The sequence below is a fragment of the Kitasatospora sp. Ki12 genome (assembly GCF_054601375.1).
In genome coordinates this window covers 1604081-1623416 of record NZ_BAAIHT010000001.1, presented here as the reverse complement: position 1 = coordinate 1623416, position 19336 = coordinate 1604081, and the positions used below count along the sequence as shown (strand labels likewise).

18 protein-coding genes are annotated in these 19336 nt (G+C 72.2%); 8 read left to right on the top strand and 10 right to left on the bottom strand.

The annotated features are described in order from the left end of the window. Window positions 1–621, bottom strand: coding sequence for a DUF47 domain-containing protein (locus tag ACYP53_RS07020; protein WP_189924779.1), 621 nt, complete (start codon window positions 619–621; stop codon window positions 1–3). 359 nt (window positions 622–980) lie between these two features. On the opposite strand from ACYP53_RS07020, the gene ACYP53_RS07015 reads away from it, so the two are divergent. Further along, window positions 981–1358: a metal-sensitive transcriptional regulator gene (locus ACYP53_RS07015; protein WP_189924782.1), complete on the top strand. Its 378-nt coding sequence runs from the start codon at window positions 981–983 to the stop codon at window positions 1356–1358. A gap of 38 nt (window positions 1359–1396) precedes the next feature. Here ACYP53_RS07015 and ACYP53_RS07010 read toward each other — a convergent pair whose 3' ends face one another. Together ACYP53_RS07010 and ACYP53_RS07005 are read right to left on the bottom strand one after the other, a co-directional pair. Then, a complete protein-coding gene (locus tag ACYP53_RS07010; protein ID WP_189924909.1) occupies window positions 1397–1633 on the bottom strand; it encodes a hypothetical protein in 237 nt (78 codons plus the stop codon). A gap of 196 nt (window positions 1634–1829) precedes the next feature. Continuing rightward, window positions 1830–2729, bottom strand: coding sequence for a LolA-like protein (locus ACYP53_RS07005; protein ID WP_459646921.1), 900 nt, complete (start codon window positions 2727–2729; stop codon window positions 1830–1832). 162 nt (window positions 2730–2891) lie between these two features. Between ACYP53_RS07005 and ACYP53_RS07000 the strand changes: the two genes are divergently transcribed. Further along, the gene (locus tag ACYP53_RS07000) at window positions 2892–3080 is read left to right on the top strand and encodes a hypothetical protein (protein WP_189924911.1); all 189 of its coding nucleotides are present in this window, start codon (window positions 2892–2894) and stop codon (window positions 3078–3080) included. A gap of 49 nt (window positions 3081–3129) precedes the next feature. On the opposite strand, the gene ACYP53_RS06995 is transcribed toward ACYP53_RS07000, so the two are convergent. Next, window positions 3130–3852, bottom strand: a complete 723-nt coding sequence (locus tag ACYP53_RS06995; protein ID WP_459646920.1) for a phosphatase PAP2 family protein — start codon at window positions 3850–3852, stop codon at window positions 3130–3132. A 205-nt stretch (window positions 3853–4057) separates the two neighbouring features. Next, window positions 4058–5191 carry a C40 family peptidase gene (locus tag ACYP53_RS06990; protein WP_459646919.1) on the bottom strand — a complete coding sequence of 378 codons (1134 nt, stop codon included), beginning with the start codon at window positions 5189–5191 and terminating at the stop codon, window positions 4058–4060. Between the two features lie 248 nt (window positions 5192–5439). On the opposite strand from ACYP53_RS06990, the gene ACYP53_RS06985 reads away from it, so the two are divergent. The 6 genes from ACYP53_RS06985 to ACYP53_RS06960 all read left to right on the top strand — a co-directional run bounded on the left by ACYP53_RS06985 (window position 5440) and on the right by ACYP53_RS06960 (window position 13123). Further along, the gene (locus ACYP53_RS06985; protein ID WP_229929171.1) at window positions 5440–5790 is read left to right on the top strand and encodes a hypothetical protein; all 351 of its coding nucleotides are present in this window, start codon (window positions 5440–5442) and stop codon (window positions 5788–5790) included. Between the two features lie 169 nt (window positions 5791–5959). Next, window positions 5960–6778 (top strand): hypothetical protein, encoded by an 819-nt coding sequence (locus ACYP53_RS06980; RefSeq protein ID WP_459646918.1) that lies wholly within the window; start codon window positions 5960–5962, stop codon window positions 6776–6778. Next, window positions 6768–8066, top strand: a complete 1299-nt coding sequence (locus ACYP53_RS06975; protein ID WP_459646917.1) for a hypothetical protein — start codon at window positions 6768–6770, stop codon at window positions 8064–8066. Before ACYP53_RS06980 ends, ACYP53_RS06975 begins: the two co-directional genes overlap by 11 nt. 7 nt (window positions 8067–8073) lie before the next feature. After that, window positions 8074–9648 carry an SCO6880 family protein gene (locus ACYP53_RS06970; RefSeq protein ID WP_229929173.1) on the top strand — a complete coding sequence of 525 codons (1575 nt, stop codon included), beginning with the start codon at window positions 8074–8076 and terminating at the stop codon, window positions 9646–9648. A gap of 86 nt (window positions 9649–9734) precedes the next feature. Then, on the top strand, window positions 9735–11084 hold the full coding sequence (locus tag ACYP53_RS06965) for an ATP-binding protein (protein WP_189924793.1): 1350 nt from the start codon (window positions 9735–9737) through the stop codon (window positions 11082–11084). Window positions 11085–11323: 239 nt separating this feature from the next. After that, window positions 11324–13123 (top strand): bifunctional metallophosphatase/5'-nucleotidase, encoded by a 1800-nt coding sequence (locus ACYP53_RS06960; RefSeq protein WP_189924795.1) that lies wholly within the window; start codon window positions 11324–11326, stop codon window positions 13121–13123. 61 nt (window positions 13124–13184) lie between these two features. Here ACYP53_RS06960 and ACYP53_RS06955 read toward each other — a convergent pair whose 3' ends face one another. The 5 genes from ACYP53_RS06955 to ACYP53_RS06935 all read right to left on the bottom strand — a co-directional run bounded on the left by ACYP53_RS06955 (window position 13185) and on the right by ACYP53_RS06935 (window position 18828). After that, window positions 13185–14672: a sensor histidine kinase gene (locus ACYP53_RS06955; RefSeq protein ID WP_229929174.1), complete on the bottom strand. Its 1488-nt coding sequence runs from the start codon at window positions 14670–14672 to the stop codon at window positions 13185–13187. Further along, window positions 14669–15439, bottom strand: coding sequence for a response regulator transcription factor (locus ACYP53_RS06950; protein WP_189924797.1), 771 nt, complete (start codon window positions 15437–15439; stop codon window positions 14669–14671). The genes ACYP53_RS06955 and ACYP53_RS06950 overlap by 4 nt, the downstream gene beginning before the upstream one ends. A gap of 135 nt (window positions 15440–15574) precedes the next feature. Continuing rightward, the gene (locus ACYP53_RS06945; RefSeq protein WP_459646916.1) at window positions 15575–16726 is read right to left on the bottom strand and encodes a S1C family serine protease; all 1152 of its coding nucleotides are present in this window, start codon (window positions 16724–16726) and stop codon (window positions 15575–15577) included. 186 nt (window positions 16727–16912) lie between these two features. Further along, complete coding sequence (locus ACYP53_RS06940; RefSeq protein WP_189924799.1) at window positions 16913–17971, bottom strand: LacI family DNA-binding transcriptional regulator; 1059 nt, start codon at window positions 17969–17971, stop codon at window positions 16913–16915. 125 nt (window positions 17972–18096) lie between these two features. Beyond that, window positions 18097–18828, bottom strand: a complete 732-nt coding sequence (locus tag ACYP53_RS06935; RefSeq protein ID WP_189924801.1) for a response regulator transcription factor — start codon at window positions 18826–18828, stop codon at window positions 18097–18099. Between the last annotated feature and the right edge of the window lie 508 nt (window positions 18829–19336).

Below are 19336 nucleotides of genomic sequence, written 5' to 3'. Positions count from 1 at the left end.
TCAGGACTCCTTGACGGCGATGGTCTCCACCGTGTTGGCGACGTGCTCGAAAGCGTCCGCCGCCTCCTCAAGGACGTCCACGACCTGCTTGAGCTTGAGCACCTCGATGGCGTCGTACTGACCGGAGAACAGGTGGGCGAGCAGCTTGCGGTGGATCTGGTCGGCCTGGTTCTCCAGCCGGTTGACCTCGATCCAGTACTCGGTGAGGTTCGACATGCTCCGCAGGTTCGGCATCGCCTCGGCGGTCAGCTCGGCGGCCCGTGCCAGCACCTCGATCTGCTGCTCGATCCCCTTCGGCAGGGTCTGGATGTCATAGAGGACGACCAGGTCGACCGCCTCCTCCATGAAGTCCATGATGTCGTCCAGCGACGAGGCGAGGCTGTAGATGTCCTCGCGGTCGAAGGGCGTGATGAAGGACGAGTTCAGCTGGTGGAACACGGCATGGGTGGTGTCGTCCCCGGCGTGCTCGGCGGCGCGCATGCGCTCGACGATCTCCGCACGGGCCGAGACGTCTGATCCCAGCAGCTCCAGGAGGAGTTTCGATCCGACGACGAGGTTGTCCGCCGCGGCGGCGAACATCTCGTAGAAGCTCGTCTCCTTCGGGGTCAGGCTAAAACGCACGGAAATCTCCGATGTGCGGGGTAGGGACTGAACGATGCTAGGTGCAACCAAGCGCAATCACGCAAACGGGGGCCCGGGGAGGGAGCCGGAGCCTCCTCTTCCGTTCAGCTGCCGAACCGGTCGGCCCGGCCCGTACCGCCACGCGCGGACCGAGCCCCCAGTCTGACGGAACCTCGCCCGGATTGTCCCCGTCGTGCGTGCGGAGGCCCGGGGCGCCGCTCAGACGGCTCAATCGCCGCCGAGCCCGCCCACGCGGTGCGGCACATGCCGCCTCGGCCGTCGGAACACCACGCGGGGCGACGGTGTTGGACACTGGTGGCCGACGCAGCCACCAGGCACTCCAGACGAAGGCGGGGCCGATGACCACGACTCAAGCGCGCACCGAGGCGGATCACGCGCACGGGGCCGACCCCCAGGCCGCACCGGCGGCCGCCGGGCACCAGGGCGGGCACGGCCCGCACGGGTACAGCGCGCAGAAGGACGCCCACCTGAAGCGGCTGCGCCGGATCGAGGGCCAGATCCGCGGCCTCCAGCGCATGGTCGACGAGGACGTCTACTGCATCGACGTGCTCACCCAGGTCTCGGCCAGCACCAAGGCGCTGCAGTCCTTCGCGCTCTCCCTGCTGGAGGAGCACCTGCGGCACTGCGTCGCCGCGGCCGCCGAGGAGGGCGGCGCCGAGCTGGACGCCAAGGTGGCGGAGGCCACCGCCGCGATCAGCCGCCTGCTGCGCAGCTGAGCCCCCCGGCTCCGGGCGGCCTGGGCCGGGCCGCTCTCTCAGGACCGGTCGACGCCCTGGTCCCCGGCCTCCCGCTCGGCCGGCCCGGGATCGGCCGGTCCCGGACCTGTCGGCCCCGGATCGGCCCGGTCGAGCAGCACCTCGTCGATCCGTTCGGTCGGCAGCCGGTCGCCGGAGCTGGCCGTCGCGGCGATCATCAGCTCGCCGGCCAGATCGATCTCGTCGAGGGCCGCGTCGTCGTGGCCGCCGCTGCGGCCGCCCGTGGACGACACCACCTGCACCACCCCTTCAGTGCCTCGCCAGCCCGGGCGGCAGCCACCCGGCGTCCAGCCTAGGCACTCCGGGGCCCGTCCACATGGCACGGACGGGCCATCTCGGCGCCGCCGAAACGGGTGGCCGTCGCTCCCCGGACGGCCACCCGCCCCGGCGGGGCCCCGTCTCGCCCCGGCGCCGGAGCGCTGCCAAGGCGGCTTACTTGGGGCTCTCGGTGGGCTTCATCTGGTAGATGTCCGAGGCCGCCGGCTCGGCCGCCTCGACCGGCTTGCCGAAGTCCGCCAGCGAGGTCGTCGAGGTCACCTTCACCTGGTCCTTGGCCTCCTTCGACCCGGCCACCCCGGCGAAGGTGAACACCTCGACCACCTTGTGCAGCCGGCCCTGGTCGTCCAGCCAGGCGTCGTACGGGACCTCCTTGACGGTGAAGGTCTGCCCGCCCATCCGCAGGCCGTCCCCGCCCCGGCCGCCCGTCGCGTCCGCCGCCTTGGCCAGGTCCAGGGTGCCGCGGTAGTGGTGCAGCGCGACCCCGTCGACGGTCTCGGTGCCGACCGCCTCCGCCTTCTGCGCCCCGCGCAGCGCACCCGCCGCCGAGGCCGGATCGGTCGCGCCGCTGCTGACCAGGTTGCCGTCCGGCAGCTGACGCACGTCCAGCTTGACCCACTTGCCCTCGGGCACCTTGGCGCCGCTGTTCTGCAGGTAGACGGTGCCCGGCAGGACCACCTCGACGATCTTCCCGGTGGTCGCCGCGCCCGGCGGCACCTGGACCTCCAGTCGGCCGATCCGCTTCACGTAGTCGTAGCCGCCGGTGCCGCTGAAGGCGGCCTTCTTCTCGGCCGACTCGGTGACCAGCTCGGTGGCGGTGTGCGCCGAGCCCGTGCGGCCGGTGATGTCGGCGGCGTTGCGGACGGCCGTCAGCGGGTCCGCGGCGAGCTGGTCGGGGGCGTTCGACTGCCGGTCGGAGGAGCCGCTGCCGGAGCCGCCCGAGCAGCCGGCTGCCCCCGTCGCCAGCGCGGCGGCGAGCAGGGCGGCCCCGGCCGCCGAGCGCAGGTGCGGAACCGGACGGCGCGCCGGCCGTCCGGTGCGCTGCTGGTCGGTCATCTTCATCCTCGCGCCAACCCCCTCGGGCCCGACTGCCCCGCCGGCCACCACCGGGTGGGCAGAGCTCTTTCCGGGCAAACGAGTTGGACGGCGAAGGGTTACGGGTGTCCGCCGTCCGGAGGCCGTCGCGCTTCGGGCGTCCGGCGCGTTACGGTGAACCACGTGCACAGTGAGCTGCCGGCCGCGCCCGGCACCCGGATGCCAGAGCACCGTCTCGCGATCAGCGAGCGCGGTTCCTTCGCCTTCGCGACCTGCAGCTGCGGCTGGTACGCCCCGGCCCGCCGCTCCCGCGACCTGGCCCGCCGTGAGGGGAACGACCACCTCGTCGCGAGCGGTGTCGAACCGGACTGACCGTGCCTGCGCTTGTGCCTGTACGCGGTACCACCGCGCGGGGGCCGGGTCAGGCCGCGAGGTCGGACTCCGGAGGCTGCTCCTCGGCCCGCACCGCCGCGCGCCCGCGCCGGCGGCCCCGCGGGCCGGCCGTGCCACGGGCCGCGCCGCCCTGCTCCCGCGCCCGGATCAGCGGGGCGACCGGCGTCCGGCTCAGCGCGTGGCAGAACGGGACCAGCACCGCCATCGCGATCGGCGCCAGCAGCAGCACCACGGCGACGGCCAGCGCGAAGCCGCCGATCACGTCGGTCGGGTAGTGGACGCCCATGAACATCCGGCAGAAGCCCTGCAGCAGGGCCAGCCCGCCGGCGATCCAGCCGAGCTTCCGGTTCACCAGGAAGAGCGCCACCGCGACGCCCATCGTCATGGTCGAGTGGTCGCTGACGAAGGAGTGCGTGCCGGCCTTGCCGTCCACCAGCACCAGCAGTCCGGGATGGTCCACGAAGGGGCGCGGGCGGTTCACGATCGCGGCGATCGGCAGGTTGGCCAGCTCGGCGACCGCGACCGACAGCGGCACCCAGAGCAGCCCGGCGACCGCGACCGGCGCGTCCGGGCGGCGTCTGGCCTGCAGCCAGGCCACCAGGCCGAGCATGCCCAGGCCGACCAGGATGCCGTACTCGCCGATCCACGAGACCAGGTGGTCCAGCCACTGCGGGGAGCGCTTGGCCAGGCCGTTGACGGCGTAGAGCAGGCCGAGGTCGGGGTTGGTCGTGTCGGCAAGCGGCGTCGACACGCCGCACCTCCTTCTGGTCCGCTGCACCTGATCGTCGTGGCCGGAGCCCGCCCGGTGCGGGAAACTGACGAGGGGCCACCGGAGGAAACGTCATTTCCGGGATACAGCGTTCCACGGAAACGCGCGGTTATCGAAACTTGACTCAGCGTCCACAGGGCGCACACAGGTCCCACGGGCCCCGGCCGTACCCCGGTCGTACCCCCGCCTACCGGGCCGCCGCCGCGGGAGTCGGCCCGGCCGGTGCGGGCGGTGCCGCCACGGCCGGTGCCGCCGCTGCCGGTGCCGCCGGCGGCGGGGTCGTCGAACCGGGCCGGCTCGGGGCGTTGACCGCGCCGTCGTTGTTCCGGCTCGGCAGCGCCTGGGCACCGTCCGAGGTGACCCGGGTCGCGCCGATGTACTCCTTGGTGTCGATCTTGTCGTAGCGGATCACCGCGCCGGTGTGCGGCGCGTTGATCATGTACCCGCCGCCGACGTAGATCCCGACGTGGTGGATGCTCCGCGGATCGCTCAGGTCCGTCGCCCAGAACACCAGGTCACCGGGCCGGAGCTGATCGCGCGAGGGGTGCGGGCCGGCGTACCACTGGTCGTTCGCCACCCGGGGCAGGGTGATCCCCACACTGGCGTACGCGGCCTGGGTCAGGCCCGAACAGTCGAACCGCCCGTTCTGCGAGGGCAGGCCCTCACCGCCCCACAGGTACGGGGTGCCGAGCTTGGTCTGCGCGAAGTAGATCGCCGCCGCCGACTGCGCGGACACCTCCAGCGGCGCCGTCGGCGCGGTGAAGCTCCGGGCCATCGCCTGGATGCTCCGCACGTAGCCCTGGGTCTCCTTGTACGGCGGGATGCCCCGGTTGCTCGTCACCGCGTACGGGCCGGCGTTGTAGGCGGCCAGCATGTTGGCCTGCGGGTCGCCCGGGACCTTCGAGACGTCCTTGGCGAGCGCGCAGTCGTAGACCGCCGCCGAGGCGATCGCGTCGTACGGGTCCCAGACGTCCTTCCGGCCGTCACCGTTCGCGTCCGTCCCGTACGTCGCCCAGGTACCCGGCATGAACTGCGCCATTCCCTGCGCACCCACCCCGGACCGGGCCTTGGGGTCGAATCCGCTTTCCTGGTACAGCTGCGCCGCGAGCATCGGCGGAGAGATCTCGGGGCACAGCGTGCCCCACTTCTGGACCGCCTCCTGGTAGGCCGCGGGGACCGTTCCGGGCGAGAGAGCGGAACGATTCGCCGACTGCTGCGGCGTCCCGCTCGCCGCATAAGTCCCCATCGTCACCAGCCCGATGAACCCGAACGCAACAACTCCCGCAGCGACGGCGGCCGTACCGGCCTTCCGGAGTACCATCAGCACCATCCCGACGATTCGTCAGTCGAAGTGTCCCGGAAGGCGTTGCTCACCGCAATCATCAGAGATACAAGGAGTGAGCGCTATCCTTCGTACGGTGGACATCCTCGCGTACGTGTCCGATGCCTCACGACCAATCCGCGAGAAGTAGCCAAGTCGACATCAGATCTGGCCAAGAATAGGCACCGACCCTTCGCGCGGGCGGGGTCCGGGCCCTTGAATTTGCCTGATCGGGCGGTGAGATGGAAATGAACCTGAGCAGCGTGCACACCTATGCGGTCGGCCACCTGGCCGAGGACCCTCCGAAGAAGCCGAATATCGACACCATCATCGGCGGGATCGCCCCGGACTGGGGCCCGTTCGCGAGCCTCGGGTCGGAGGCCCGGGTGATGGTCGAGGTCGTCATGGCCGTCGCCATCCTCGTCTGCCTCGGCATCGCCGTCTGGGGCGCCGCCAAACAGCGGATCGGTGCGACCGCGATGCGGGACAGCTTCGGAGCCGAACAGGGCAAGGGACTGATCGTCGCCGGGCTGACCGGCGTGTTCATCATCGGATCACTCGGCACTCTGTTCACCATTGTCTACGGCATGGCGATCTGACGATCGGACAGCAGCAGGCCGGTTCGTCCGAGGCCGGGTCCCCCGTCCGGACCCCCTCCAGCGGCCGGCCCGCCAGCAGTTCACCCCCGTACCCACCCTCCGTCCGCGCCCGCCCCCGGGTGGAGGGCCCCCGGAGCCGCCCCCGGCTCCCCGCACCAGGAGGGCCGCCGTGCCGTTGTCCGACGACCAGCCGCACACCCGTACGCGGCTACCGGTCGGCGAACAGCCCTCCCCGCAGCCGAGCCTCCGTCAGTCACGCCCGCTGCGGACCCTGCTGACCGTCCTCGTGGTGGTCACCCTGCTCGTCGTCGCCATCGCCATCGCCAACCGCGGCAAGCCCGCCACGGGCACCGGCACCGGCGGCTCCGCCGACCGCGCCGCCCCCAGCGCGGCCTCCGGCGCCGGCCCAGGGCCCAGCGGCGACCAGCCCGTCGGCACCGCCGTCAACGGCATCGCCGCCGGCTTCCCCCACACCGACCAGGGCGCCCAGTCCGCCGCCGCCAACTACGCGGTGGCGATCGGCTCCGCGGACATGTTCCGCACCGACAGCCGCCACACCATCGTCGCCACCATCGCCGACCCCGGCGCGGCGGCCACCCTGCAGAGCCGGCTGGACCAGGGCTTCGGCGGCGACACCGTCACCCGCTACGGTCTCGACGCCCAGGGCCGCGCGCCGAAGGGCCTCACCTTCGTCAGCCGCACCGTGCCGGTCGGCACCAAGTCGACGGGCTACACCGAGACCGACGCCAAGGTCGAGGTGTGGTGCACCGGCCTCACCGGCCTCGCCGGCGAACGCTCCGTCCAGCCGGTGACCACGAACTGGTTCACCCTCACACTCTCGCTGCACTGGACGGGCGGCGACTGGAAGCTCGCAGACTTCACCAGCAGGCAGGGCCCCGCGCCGATGCCCGGAGACCAGCAGGCCGCTACCGCCGAGGAGATCACCGGCGCCGTCCAGCAGTTCGGGGGGTTCCGCTATGCCCGTTGACCAGATCACACCGCGCCGATCCACCGCACGCCGTGCGGGCACGCTGGCAGGTGCGCTCGTCAGCCTGCAGGTGACGGCGCTGCTGGCCGCCCAGCGGGTGTTCGCCGACCCGTCGCCGACGGCCGCACCGAGTGGAACCCCCAGCGCCAACTGCCCTGACCTTCCGATCTCCGGGAACGGCATCCTCTGTGTCGACAAGCCCGGAGGCGGCTCGCTTCCCGGGAGCAGCACCGTCGGCAACGTGACCGATCCGCTCGGGTCGTTGGCGAAGAGTTGCGCGCAGGCGGCGGCGTGGGTGGTGCGGAACCTGTCGGGGGCGATCGACGGGACGACGCAGGTGGACTTCACCAATGCGTCGTTCCTGCAGCAGTACGCCGTGGTGTTCGCGGTGTCGACGGTGATCACGCTGGTGCTGTGGCTGCTGGCGGTGACGAAGCGGGCGGTGCGGGGGGCGCCGTTGACGTCGGCGTTCTCGGAGGCGATCGGCTTCCTGTGGCTGACGGTGGTGGCGTCGGCGTTCACGCCGTTGATCCTGTACACCGTGGTGAGCGTGACGGACGGGCTGACGAAGGCGATCGCGGTCGGGACGAAGACGGACACCGGGTCGTACCTGGGCGGCTTCGCGGACACCCTGGAGAAGGGGAACGTCGGCGGCGGTCCGCTGATCCTGGTGCTGGTGTCGCTGGTCGCGGTGCTGGCGGCGGCGGTGCTCTGGATCGAGCTGCTGATCCGGGCGGCGATGCTGTACGTGGGCGCGCTGCTGGGGACGGCGGTGTACGCGGGGCTGGTCGACAAGCAGCTGTGGAAGCACGTGCGCCGGTGGGCGGGGGTGATGCTGGCGGTGGACCTGGCGAAGCCGATCATCGTGGTCATCCTGGGCCTGGCGGGTGCGGTGGCGAGCGGGGCCGGGGCGAGCGACGACTTCGCCCGGGTGCTGTCGGGGCTGGCGATCCTGTTCCTGTCGATCTTCGCGAGCGCCGCGATCTACCGCTTCGTGCCGGGCTTCGGCGACGAGATCCTGAACATGCGCCAGGCCCGGGCGAACGCGGTGCAGGCGGGTTCGGCGATGATCAACGGCACGGCGAACCTGATGAAGCAGGGCATCAGCACCCACGGCGACCGCGGTGCGCCGGGCGGCGGCGGGGGTGGCGGTGGTGCGGGCGGCGGTTCGGTCGCGCCGGGCATCGCCGCGCACGCCGGCCGGACGCCGGCTCCGCCGCCGCAGGCCGGGCCGCCGCAGGCGACCCCGGTTCCGATCCGCGACAGCAATCCAGCGAAGGGAGGGTGACGGGTAAGTGAGCAGTGAACCGCTCGGCCAGTACGGTGCCCAGTACGCCCAGCCGTACGTGCACCATCGCCGCACCTACCTGATCGGCAAGGCCCGCCCGAACGCGCCGATCGGCCGGAACCGGGAGTCCGGCGAGATCGTGCTGATCATCTTCGGGGCGTTCCTCGGGATGCTCTGGGGTCTGCTGATGCCGATCCTGCCGCTGCGGATCGGCGGTCTGGTCGGTCTGCCGGCGCTCGCCATCGCCGCGGTGTACGTGCCGTACCGCAAGCGGACGTTCTACAAGTGGGTGGAGATCAACCGCACCTACCGCCGGACGGTCCGCAGCGGGCGGGCGGTGTGGCGTTCGGACGTGATGGACGCGGGCACCCGGCTGGACGGCCGGGAGGTGGAGGTCGGTCCGCCGCCCGGGGTGGGGCGGCTGCGCTGGCTGACCGCGCCGTTCGGGCCGGACGAGGTCGGGGTGCTGATGCACCTGGAGCGGCGGACGGTGACGGCCGCGATCGAGATCGAGGGCCCGGGTGTCGGGCTGCGCGACTCGGAGGACCAGGAGGCGCTGGTCGACCGGTTCGGGACGCTGCTGAAGCACGTCGCCAACGGGGACGGCTTCGTCACCCGGCTGCAGATCCTGGCCCGGACCCTGCCGGCCGACCCGGACGCGCACGCCAAGGACGTGGAGCGCCGCGGTGACCGCGACGCGCCGCGCTGGCTGCAGGACTCGTACGACCAGCTGCAGTCGATGGTGTCGACCTCCTCCGAGCAGCACCGGGCCTACCTGGTGGCCTGCATGCACTACACCCGCGACCTGGCCGCCGAGGCGCACGCGATGGGCCGCACGGCCACCGGCCGGCGGGCCAGGGACGACGAGGGGCTGGCGGCCGTGATGGCGCGCGAGCTGACCGACATCTGCGCCCGGCTGGCCGAGGCGGACATCCGGGTGCGCCAGCCGCTGGGCCAGGCCCGGCTCTCCTCGCTGCTGCACTCGATGTACGACCCGGACCACCCGATCGACCACATCCAGGCGATGTCCCGGCGCAACGCCTGGCCGGCCGAGCTGGACGCGACCCAGACGCAGTACCTGCAGGCGAAGACCCGCGAGTCGGCGACCCGGGAGCCGTGGTGCCACGCCACCGCGTGGATCAAGGAGTGGCCGCTCACCCCGGTGGGGGTCAACTTCCTGGCGCCGCTGCTGGTGCACACCCCGGACGTGATCCGGACGGTCGCGGTGACGATGGACCTGGAGCCCACCGACGTCGCGATCGAGCGGATGCTGACCGAGAAGACCAACGACGAGGCGGAGGCCAGCCGCGCCGCCAAGATGAACCGGACGGTCGACCCGCGCGACCTGGCCCACACCGGCCGGGTGGACCAGCGCGGTGACGACCTGGCCTCCGGCGCGGCCGGGGTGAACCTGGTCGGCTACATCACGGTCTCCGCGCGCAACCCCGACGCCCTGGCCCGCGACAAGCGGACCATCCGGGCCTCGGCCGGCAAGAGCTACCTCAAGCTGGAGTGGTGCGACCGCGAGCACCACCGCGCCTTCGTCAACACCCTTCCGTTCGCCACCGGCATCCGCCGCTGAGCGACGCGCGCGATCCGGGCGACCCGCCCGACCCGCGCGGCCCGCCCGTACTCCCCGTCCACCGCTGACCCGTCAGGAGGCCACCCATGGCGCTCGGCAACCTCACCGACGCCTTCACCAGCCTGATGTTCGGGAAGGTGGAGACCACCCGCCTGCCGGTGCGCACGTCCACCGGCCAGGCGCAGGCCGTCTACCTGCCCACCGCCGCGCCGGGGCTGGGCGACTCGGGCGTGATCATCGGCCGCGAGGTCTACAGCGGCAAGGGGTACGTGTACGACCCCTTCCAGCTGTACGGGCAGCAGCTGCCCGCCCCGCACTGGCTGGTGCTCGGCGAGTCCGGCAACGGCAAGTCGGCGCTGGAGAAGACGTACGTGCTGCGGCAGCTGAGGTTCCGCGACCGCCAGGTCGTGGTGCTCGACGCGCAGGGCGAGGACGGCGTCGGCGAGTGGAACCTGATCGCCAACGCGCTGGGCATAAAGTCGATCCGGCTGGACCCGATGGCCGCCCGGGACGGCGGGGTGAAGCTCAACCCGCTGGACCCGGCGATCACCCAGACCGGTCAGCTGTCGCTGCTGCGCACCATCATCGAGGTGGCGATGGGGCGCGGCCTGGAGGAGCGGGCCGGCTTCGCGCTGAAGGCTGCGCACGCCCACGTGGTGGCCTCGGTGACGGACCGCCAGCCGGTGCTGGACGACATCATCGACACCCTGCGCAACCCCGAGCTGTCCTCGGTGGAGTCGCTGGGCGTGGCGGTGGACGAGGTGCAGTCCTGGGGCCTGGACGTGGCGCTGGTGCTGGACCGGCTGGTCGACGGTGACCTGCGCGGCATGTTCGACGGGTCGACCACCGACGGCATCGACCTGGACGCGCCGCTGATCGTCTTCGACCTCTCGCACATCGACCGCAACTCGATCGCGATGCCGATCCTGATGGCGATCGTCGGGGTGTGGCTGGAGCACACCTGGATCAGGCCGGACCGGAAGAAGCGCATCTTCCTGGTCGAGGAGGCCTGGCACATCATCAACAGCCCCTTCGTGGCCCAGCTGTTCCAGCGGCTGCTGAAGTTCGGCCGCCGGCTCGGGCTGTCCTTCGTCGCGGTGGTCCACCACCTGTCGGACGTGGTGGACGGCGCGGCGGCCAAGGAGGCGTCGGCGATCCTGAAGATGGCCTCCACCCGGACGATCTACATGCAGAAGGCGGAGGAGGCGCGGGCCACCGGCCGGGTGCTGGGCCTGCCGCGGTGGGCGGTGGAGATCATCCCCACACTTTCGCCGGGCATCGCGGTCTGGGACGTCAACGGCAACGTCCAGGTGGTCAAGCACATCATCACCGAGGCCGAGCGGCCGCTGGTCTACACCGACCGCGCGATGACCGAGGACGCGGTGGCGGAACGGGTACGCGCGGAACGGCAGTTGGCCTCGGAGCCGGGGGTCTGAGCCGCGCCGGTCCGGGGGTCGGGCCCCGTCGGGAACGAGGGCTCCGGGGGCGGTGCCGGGGCGGGCTCCGCAGTCTCCGCACCCCTCGGACGGCGATGGTTCGTCAGTAGGTAATCCTCTCGTTACGTTCGACGTCCTGACAGCTACGCGCGTTGACCCTAGGCTTCACACGCGCAACACCTGCCCGTACGCCGATGCTGTCCGCAGCCGGTGCTCCTCCGATGTGCAGAGGACCCCTCATGCTCCCCGTCAGATCCCGACGGACGGCGCTCGCCGTCGTCGCCGCCGCAGGTCTGCTCGGCACGGTGGTCGTGCCGACGGCCGCCCAGGCCGCCGACGCCAATGCCAAGCGTCACAAGACCGTCAACCTCCAGCTGCTGGCGATCAACGACTTCCACGGCAACCTGGAGCCCCCGGCCGGCTCGTCCGGCACGATCAAGGAGATCGACCCGGCCACCGGCAAGGAGGTCGCCACCCCGGCCGGCGGCATCGAGTACCTGGCCACCGAGCTGCGCAAGGCCCGGATCCCCGCCGACGACTCGATCACCGTCGCGGCCGGCGACATCATCGGCGCCTCCCCGCTCACCTCGGCGCTCTTCCACGACGAGCCGACCATCGAGGCGATGGACAAGCTCGGCCTGGACGTCACCTCCGTGGGCAACCACGAGTTCGACGAGGGCGCGCAGGAGCTGCTGCGCATGCAGGAGGGCGGCTGCCACCCGACCGACGGCTGCTACGAGCCCGGCCGCACCTTCAAGGGCGCCAACTTCAACTACCTGTCGGCGAACGTCACCGACGAGAAGACCGGCAAGCCGCTGCTCGCCCCGTACTGGATCACCAAGTCCCAGGGCGTGAAGGTCGGCTTCATCGGCGTCACCCTGGAGGGCACGCCGAACATCGTGACCGCCGAGGGCGTCAAGGGCCTCAAGTTCGCCAACGAGGTCACCACGATCAACAAGTACGCCGCCGAGCTCAAGGCCAAGGGCGTCAACTCGATCGTCGCGCTGATCCACGAGGGCGGCTACCCGGCCAGCAGCGTCTACAACTACGACTGCGGCGCGGCCGGCCAGGGCGTCTCCGGCCCGATCGTCGACATCGCGAAGAAGATAGACCCGGCGGTCGGCGCCATCGTCACCGGCCACACCCACAACGCGTACGCCTGCACCATCCCCGACCCCAACGGCGTCCCGCGCTCGGTGACCAGCGCCGCCTCCTTCGGCCGGCTCTTCACCGAGATCGACATGAAGCTGGACAAGACCACCGGCGAGATCGTGCGCCCCTCGGTCAAGGCCGAGAACCACGTCGTGCGCCGCACGGTCGACAAGGCCCCGGACATGACCGAGCTGGTGAACCACTACGCCAAGCTCGCCGCCCCGATCGCCGGCCGCCCGGTCGGCTACATCGGCGCCGACATCAACGGCCGCGGCAGCTCCGACCTGGAGAAGCCGCTCGGTGACGTGATCGCCGACGCGCAGCTGGCCGGGCTCGCCCCGGCCGACAAGGGCGGGGCGCAGGTCGCCTTCATGAACCCGGGCGGCATCCGCTCCGACCTCGTCTACAAGGCCTCGGGCAGCGAGGGCGACGGCGTGGTGACCTACGGCGAGTCGTTCACCGTCCAGCCGTTCACCAACATGATGCAGGTCAAGACGCTGACCGGCGCCCAGCTGGTCCAGCTGCTCCAGCAGCAGGTCAGCGGCTCCAACGCGGCCGCGCCGAAGGTCCTCCAGGTGTCCTCGAACCTGCACTACACCCTGGACATGCGCAAGACCGGCGCGGACCGCGTCCTCGTGGACTCGATCCGGCTGAACGGCGCCCCGGTCGACCCGGCCGCCAAGTACCGCGTCGCGGCCAACGAGTTCCTGGCCGGCGGCGGCGACGGCTTCCCGGCCTTCGCGGCCGGCACCGACAAGCTCGTCGGCGGCTCCGACCTGGACGTCTTCACGGCCTACCTGGGCGCCCACAGCTCGGCCGCCGCGCCGCTGCAGGTCCCGGCGCAGGACCGGATCAAGATCATCGGCCCGGGCAGCGACATCGACTGACCGTGAGCCGGCCCTGAGGGGCGGGTGGGGCGCTGTCGGGGCGCCCCACCCGCCCCTTCCGCTATTCGGGGGCGGGACCGCCGGGCAGCCGGACGGTGGCCAGCGCGCCCGGCCCGCCGTCCGCGGCCGGGCCCAGCGTGACCTCGCCGCCCGCCTCCCGGACGCTCTGCGCCACGATCGACAGCCCGAGGCCGGAACCCGGCAACTGCCGCGAGGACGGCGAACGCCAGAACCGGTCGAAGACGTACGGGAGTTCCTCGGCCGGGATGCCCGGGCCGTGGTCCCGGACCGTCAGCACGCCCTGCCGGAGCCGGACGTCGATCGTGCCACCGGGCGGGCTGTACTTGACCGCGTTGTCCAGCAGGTTGATCACCGCCCGCTCCAGCCCGGCCGCGTCGCCGTGCACGAACCACGGCTCGGCACTCGTCTCGAAGACCAGCCCGGGGCCGCGCAGCTTCGCCCGCTCGACCGCCCGCCCGGCGATCTCGTGCAGGGCGACGACGGAGAGGTTCGGACCCGGCTTCGGGGAGTCGGGGCGGGAGAGCTGGAGCAGGTCGCCGATCAGGACGGTGAGTTCCTGCATCTGGGCCTTCATGTTGCCCAGCAGCTTGGTCTTGGTGGCCGGGGGGAGCGGGCGCCCGGTGTCGTTGCTGCGGATCAGCAGGTCGACGTTGGTGCGCAGCGAGGTGAGGGGCGTACGCAGCTCGTGGCCCGCGTCGGCGATCAGCCGGGTCTGCCGCTCACGGGAGTTGGCGAGGGCGGTGCTCATCGAGTTGAAGGAGGTCGAGAGACGGGCGATCTCGTCGTCCCCGTGGACGGGGATGGTGGTGCCGACCTCCTCGGTACGGGCGATGTGCTCGACGGCGTCGGTGAGTTGGTCGACGGGCTTGAGGGAGGAGTGGGCGACCAGCCGGCCGGCGACGGCGGCGAGCAGGATGCCGCCGAGGGACACCGAGCCGAGCAGGATGGCGAGGCCCTCGAGGGAGTCCTCGACGGACTGGGTGGGGGTGGCCACCATGACGACGACCGGCACCGTGTAGCGGGAGTCCGCGGTCAACCGGACCAACGCGGGGTCCCCGTTGGTGAACCGGCCCTCCCGGATGATCGACTGGCCGAACTTGAGGCGGAACACGGCGGTGTCCCCGGGCTCGGTGACGATCGCCTTGGTCGCGCCGGGGGGCAGGCAGATCCCTTTGCCCTGCGCGAGGAACTGGGTGTCCCGGGGGGCGGCTCCGCTGATGTCCTGGAGCCCGCCGCCGTGTTGGTGCTCCAGCGCCTGCTCGGGGGTGCTGTAGCAGTCGAGGGCGGGCCCTCGTGGCGGCATGGGCAGCGGTGCGCTCACCAGGTCGGTCTTGACCTGGTTGTAGAGCTGCTTCTCCACGATGAACCAGCACGCCAGCGCCGACAGCGCGATGGCCACCGCCACCGCCGCGGCGCTCAGGAAGGTGAGGCGGCTGCGGAGGGAGCGGGAGCGGAACCAGTGGGCGAGACGCCGCCGGCGGCCCCGGGTGCGGGGCGGAGCCAGTGGGGGTGGGGGTACGGCGGTCACGCGCCGGTGCCGGCGGTCGGGCGGAGGGCGTAGCCGACGCCGCGCACGGTCTGGATCAGGCGGGGCATGCCGCCCTGCTCGGTCTTGCGGCGCAGGTACATCACGTACACGTCCAGGGAGTTGGAGGAGGGCTCGAAGTCGAAGCCCCAGACCGCCTTGAGGATCTGTTCGCGGGTGAGGACCTGGCGGGGGTGGGCGAGGAACATCTCCAGCAGCATGAACTCGGTGCGGGTGAGTTCGATCGGCTTGCCGGCCCGGGTGACCTCGCGGGTGGCGGTGTTCATCCGCAGGTCGGCGAAGGCGAGCACCTCGCTCTCGTCCTCGGCGGCGGCGCGGGCGGCGGCTTCGGTGGCGAGGGCGTTGCGGCGCAGCAGGGCGCGGACGCGGGCGAGCAGTTCGTCGAGTTCGAAGGGCTTGGCGAGGTAGTCGTCGGCGCCGACGTCGAGGCCGGTGACGCGGTCGCCGACGGCGTCGCGGGCGGTGAGCATCAGGACGGGGACGGTGTCGCCGCGCGAGCGCATCCGGCGGACGGCGGTGAGGCCGTCCATCCGGGGCATCATGATGTCCAGCAGGACGAGGTCGGGCCGGTCGCGTTCGACGGATTCCAGTGCTTCGTAGCCGTCGGTGGCGGTGGCGACCTCGTAGCCCTCGAAGGCGAGGCTGCTCTCCAGGGCGTCCCGGAGGGCGGGTTCGTCGTCGACCACGAGGAGCCGGGCGGCGGGGTGGCCGGGCTCGGCGGCGGTGCGGTCGTCGGCGGACGGGGTCATGGGCGGCTGCCCTTTCTCGTCGGGTGGAGGGCCTGCTGGAGGTCTGCGGGAGGTCTGCTGGACGTTTGCGGGAGTCTGCTGGGGCCTGCTGGGAGCAATTGTGCGTCGCGCGGGCGGCGCCGTGGACGTTCCGGGCTACAGGTTCTGGCCGGCTTCGAGCTTCGGGAGGACCTGCTTGATGGAGTCGATCGGGATGGCGAAGCCGAGGCCGACGCTGCCCGCGGTGCCGCCGCCGGCGGTGGAGCTGGTGCCGTTCGGGGCGTACATGGCCGAGTTGATGCCGATGACCTGGCCGCCGGCGTTGATCAGCGGGCCGCCGGAGTTGCCCGGGTTGAGGGCGGCGTCGGTCTGGAAGGCCTTGTACGTGGTGGTGGTGCCGCCGTTCGACTGGGGCTGGCCGTTGCGCAGCCCGGGCAGGCTGGGGATGCCGAAGCCGCCGTTGCCGCTGGTGCTGCCCTCGTCGAGCCGGACGGTGACGTCGCGGTTCTCGGCGCTGATGATGCCGGAGGTGACGGTGCCGGTGAGGCCGTCGGGGTTGCCGATGGCGACGACGGGGTCGCCGACGGCCACGGTGGAGGAGGTGCCGAGGACGGCGGGGGTGAGGTTCCTGGCGCCGGTCGCGGTGATGACGGCGACGTCGAGGGACTTGTCGGTGCCGGTGACGGTGGCCTGGGCGGTGGAGCCGTCCTTGAAGGTGACGGTGATCCGGCCGCCGTCGGCCGCGGTGTCGATCACGTGGTAGTTGGTGAGGATCCGGCCGTCCTTGTCCAGGACGACTCCGGTGCCGGTGGCGGTGCCGTTGCCGTTCTTGACGGTGATCTGGACGACGCTGGGGGAGACGGCGGCGGCGATGGCGGCCACGTCGGCGCTGCCGTCGCTGCGGGCGGAGACCGGGCTGGCGACGGTGGAGACCCGGGTGTCGCCGGCCTGCCGTTCGGCGGCGACCACGCCGCCGGTGACCCCGCCGAGGACGGCGGCGACCGCGGCCACGGCGGTCACCAGGGCGATCCGGCCGCGAAGCAGGCCGCGCCGGGCCCGGTTGCCGTGGCCGCCGTGGCCCTCGGGGGAGCCGGGGCCGAGGAGGGTGGGCGGCTCGGGCGGCATGGGCGGGGGAGGCGGCGGTCCGTCGAAGCCGCCGTCGGAGTGGTCCTCGCGGTACGCGTACCCGGCCGGGCCGGTGCTGCCCGGGGTGCCGCCGCCGAGCACGGTGCCCTCGATCACCCGGGGCTCGTACGGGCCGTGGTGGTCGTCGTACCGGTCGCCGGGGTACTGCTGCTGTTCGCTCATGCCGACCAAGCTCCGCCCGGCGGATGAGGAGCGGATGAGAACCGGCTCAGAACGGGGAGAGAAGCCCGTTGGGTTCTCATAAAGCCTGGTCAGACGGCCTGCGGAGCGGAGCGGGCGGTTCCGGGTGCGGTCCGGGGTGTGGCCGGGTCCGCTGAGCCGTTCCGGTCGAGGGCCCCGCTCCGGCCGCTACTGGGCGGAGGGGCGGCCGGGTGCGGCGCCGTCGCAGCCGCAGGAGCGGCGGATGACCAGGCGGGACGGGAACTTGCGGACCCGCTCGGTGTCCGAGCCGGGGACCATCAGGGAGTCGTCCAGCACGAGGTCCACGGCGGCCCGGGCCATCGCGTCGCGGTCGGAGGCGACGGTGGTCAGCGGCGGGTCGGCGAGCGCGGCCTCCGGGACGTCGTCGAAGCCGGCCACCGCGAGGTCCTCGGGGACGCGCAGCCCGACCTCGCGGGCGGCCCGCAGCACGCCGATGGCCTGGTCGTCGGTGGAGCAGAAGATGGCCCGCGGCCGGTCCGGCGAGCTCAGCACGTCGAGGGCCACCTCGTACGCGCCGTAGCGGTGGAAGGGGGCGTCGATCAGGTGCGGTTCGGTGGGGACGCCGTGCGCGTCCATGGCGCGCTGCCAGCCCTCGACGTGGTCGATGACCGGGTCGCCGGGGGCGGGGGACTCGACCGGGCCGCCGAAGCAGGCGACGTACGGGTGCCCGTGCTCCTCCAGCAGGTGGCGGACGACGGCCTCGGCGCCGCCCACGTCGTCGGTGACCACCGCGACGTCGTCGATCGCCTCGGGGCGGCGGTGCAGCAGCACCACCTTGGCGCCCTCCATCGCGGCGAACTCCTCCGCGGCGCGCTGCGAGGGGCCCTGGCTGACCAGGATCAGGCCGGCGACGCGCATGCCGAGGAAGGCGCGGACGTAGTGGACCTCGCGGTCGTCCACGTAGTCGGAGTTGCCGATCAGCACGAGCTTGCCGCGCTCGGAGGCGGCCCGTTCGACGGCGTGGGCCATCTCGGCGAAGAACGGCTGGCGGGCGTCCGGGACGACCATGCCGATCAGGTTGGTCCGGCGGGAGGCCATCGCCTGGGCGACGCTGTTCGGCCGGTAGCCGAGCTGCTCGATCGCCGCGAGGACCTTCTCCCGGGTCGCGGGCGCCACCGGGCGCGGCCCGTTGTTGATGACGTAGCTGACGACCGCGGTCGAGGTCCCAGCCAGTCGGGCTACATCGTCGCGCGTCACTTTGGCCACGAGTGGAGTCTACGCGTGTGGCCTCGGGGGCGGCAGTGGGAGCCGGGGCCGCTTCCCGGTGAACGGGGTCCGGCTCCGGGATGAACCGGACAAGCCGGGCGGGGGTGGCCCGCCCGGCTCGCGGTTCAGGCCTCCAGCTGGCTGGCGGGGCGCTGGGCGAGCTCGGGACGGTCGCCCTTCTCGGGCTTCTCCGGGACGACGAAGCGGTAGCCGACGTTGCGCACGGTGCCGATCAGCTGCTCGTTCTCCACGCCGAGCTTGGCGCGCAGGCGCCGGACGTGGACGTCCACCGTCCGGGTGCCGCCGAAGTAGTCGTAGCCCCAGACCTCCTGCAGCAGCTGGGCCCGGGTGAAGACCCGGCCGGGGTGCTGGGCGAGGTACTTGAGCAGCTCGAACTCCTTGAAGGTGAGGTCGAGCGCCCGGCCCTTGAGCTTCGCGGAGTAGGTGGCCTCGTCGACCGAGAGGTCGCCGTTGCGGATCTCCATCGGGCTGTCGTCGGTGTCGATCTGCAGGCGGCCGAGCGCGAGCCGGAGCCGGGCCTCGACCTCGGCCGGCCCGGCGGTGTCCAGCAGGACGTCGTCGATGCCCCACTCGGCGGTGACGGCGGCCAGGCCGCCCTCGGTGACCACCAGGATCAGCGGGCAGCCGATGCCGGTGGAGCGCAGCAGCTGGCAGAGGCTGCGGATCTGCGGCAGATCGCGTCGGCCGTCGACCAGGATGACGTCCGCGCTGGGGGTGTCCACGAGGGCGGAGCCCTCGGCGGGCGCCACCCGGACGTTGTGCAGCAGCAGGCCGAGGGCGGGCAGCACCTCGGCGGACGGCTGCAGCGCGTTGGTGAGGAGGAGGAGAGAACTCATACCCGGTGGTCCCCTTTCCGGGTCGTCGCGGTCGCGTTCCGGCTGCCGCCACAGCCGGATGGCGTACGTGCTGAGGGTGGGAGGAGGAGGACGGGCGTCCGGGTCGTGCCGGGGGAGTGGGCGGCGCGCAGGGCACGACGGCGGATCCGCCCGGGGTCCCGCAACCCCTGGTGCACCGTTCCTGGCCTGCTCATCACCGAGAACCCTCCGGTCTGGTCCGGTGCCCGGGCGGCGGCCCGGGCACCGGTGGCGACGTCCCGTCCGGCGGCGACACGTCGCTGTGCCGCGTCGGACGGGGCGGTCCCTGCGGTGCGTCGGGGGTGGACCGACGAATCGCACGAACGTCCGTACTGGCGTCCTGAAAGCACAAAAGGACCCGGGGGCGACTCTGCCCGGATCCCTCTTGGTGGTTGAGGATAGCCGACCCGCGCCGCCGCCGGGAGTGCCCGGAACCGGCCGTCGCCCCGTTTCGGGCGTACGCCGGGTGAGCCTGGACACAGCGTCGAGC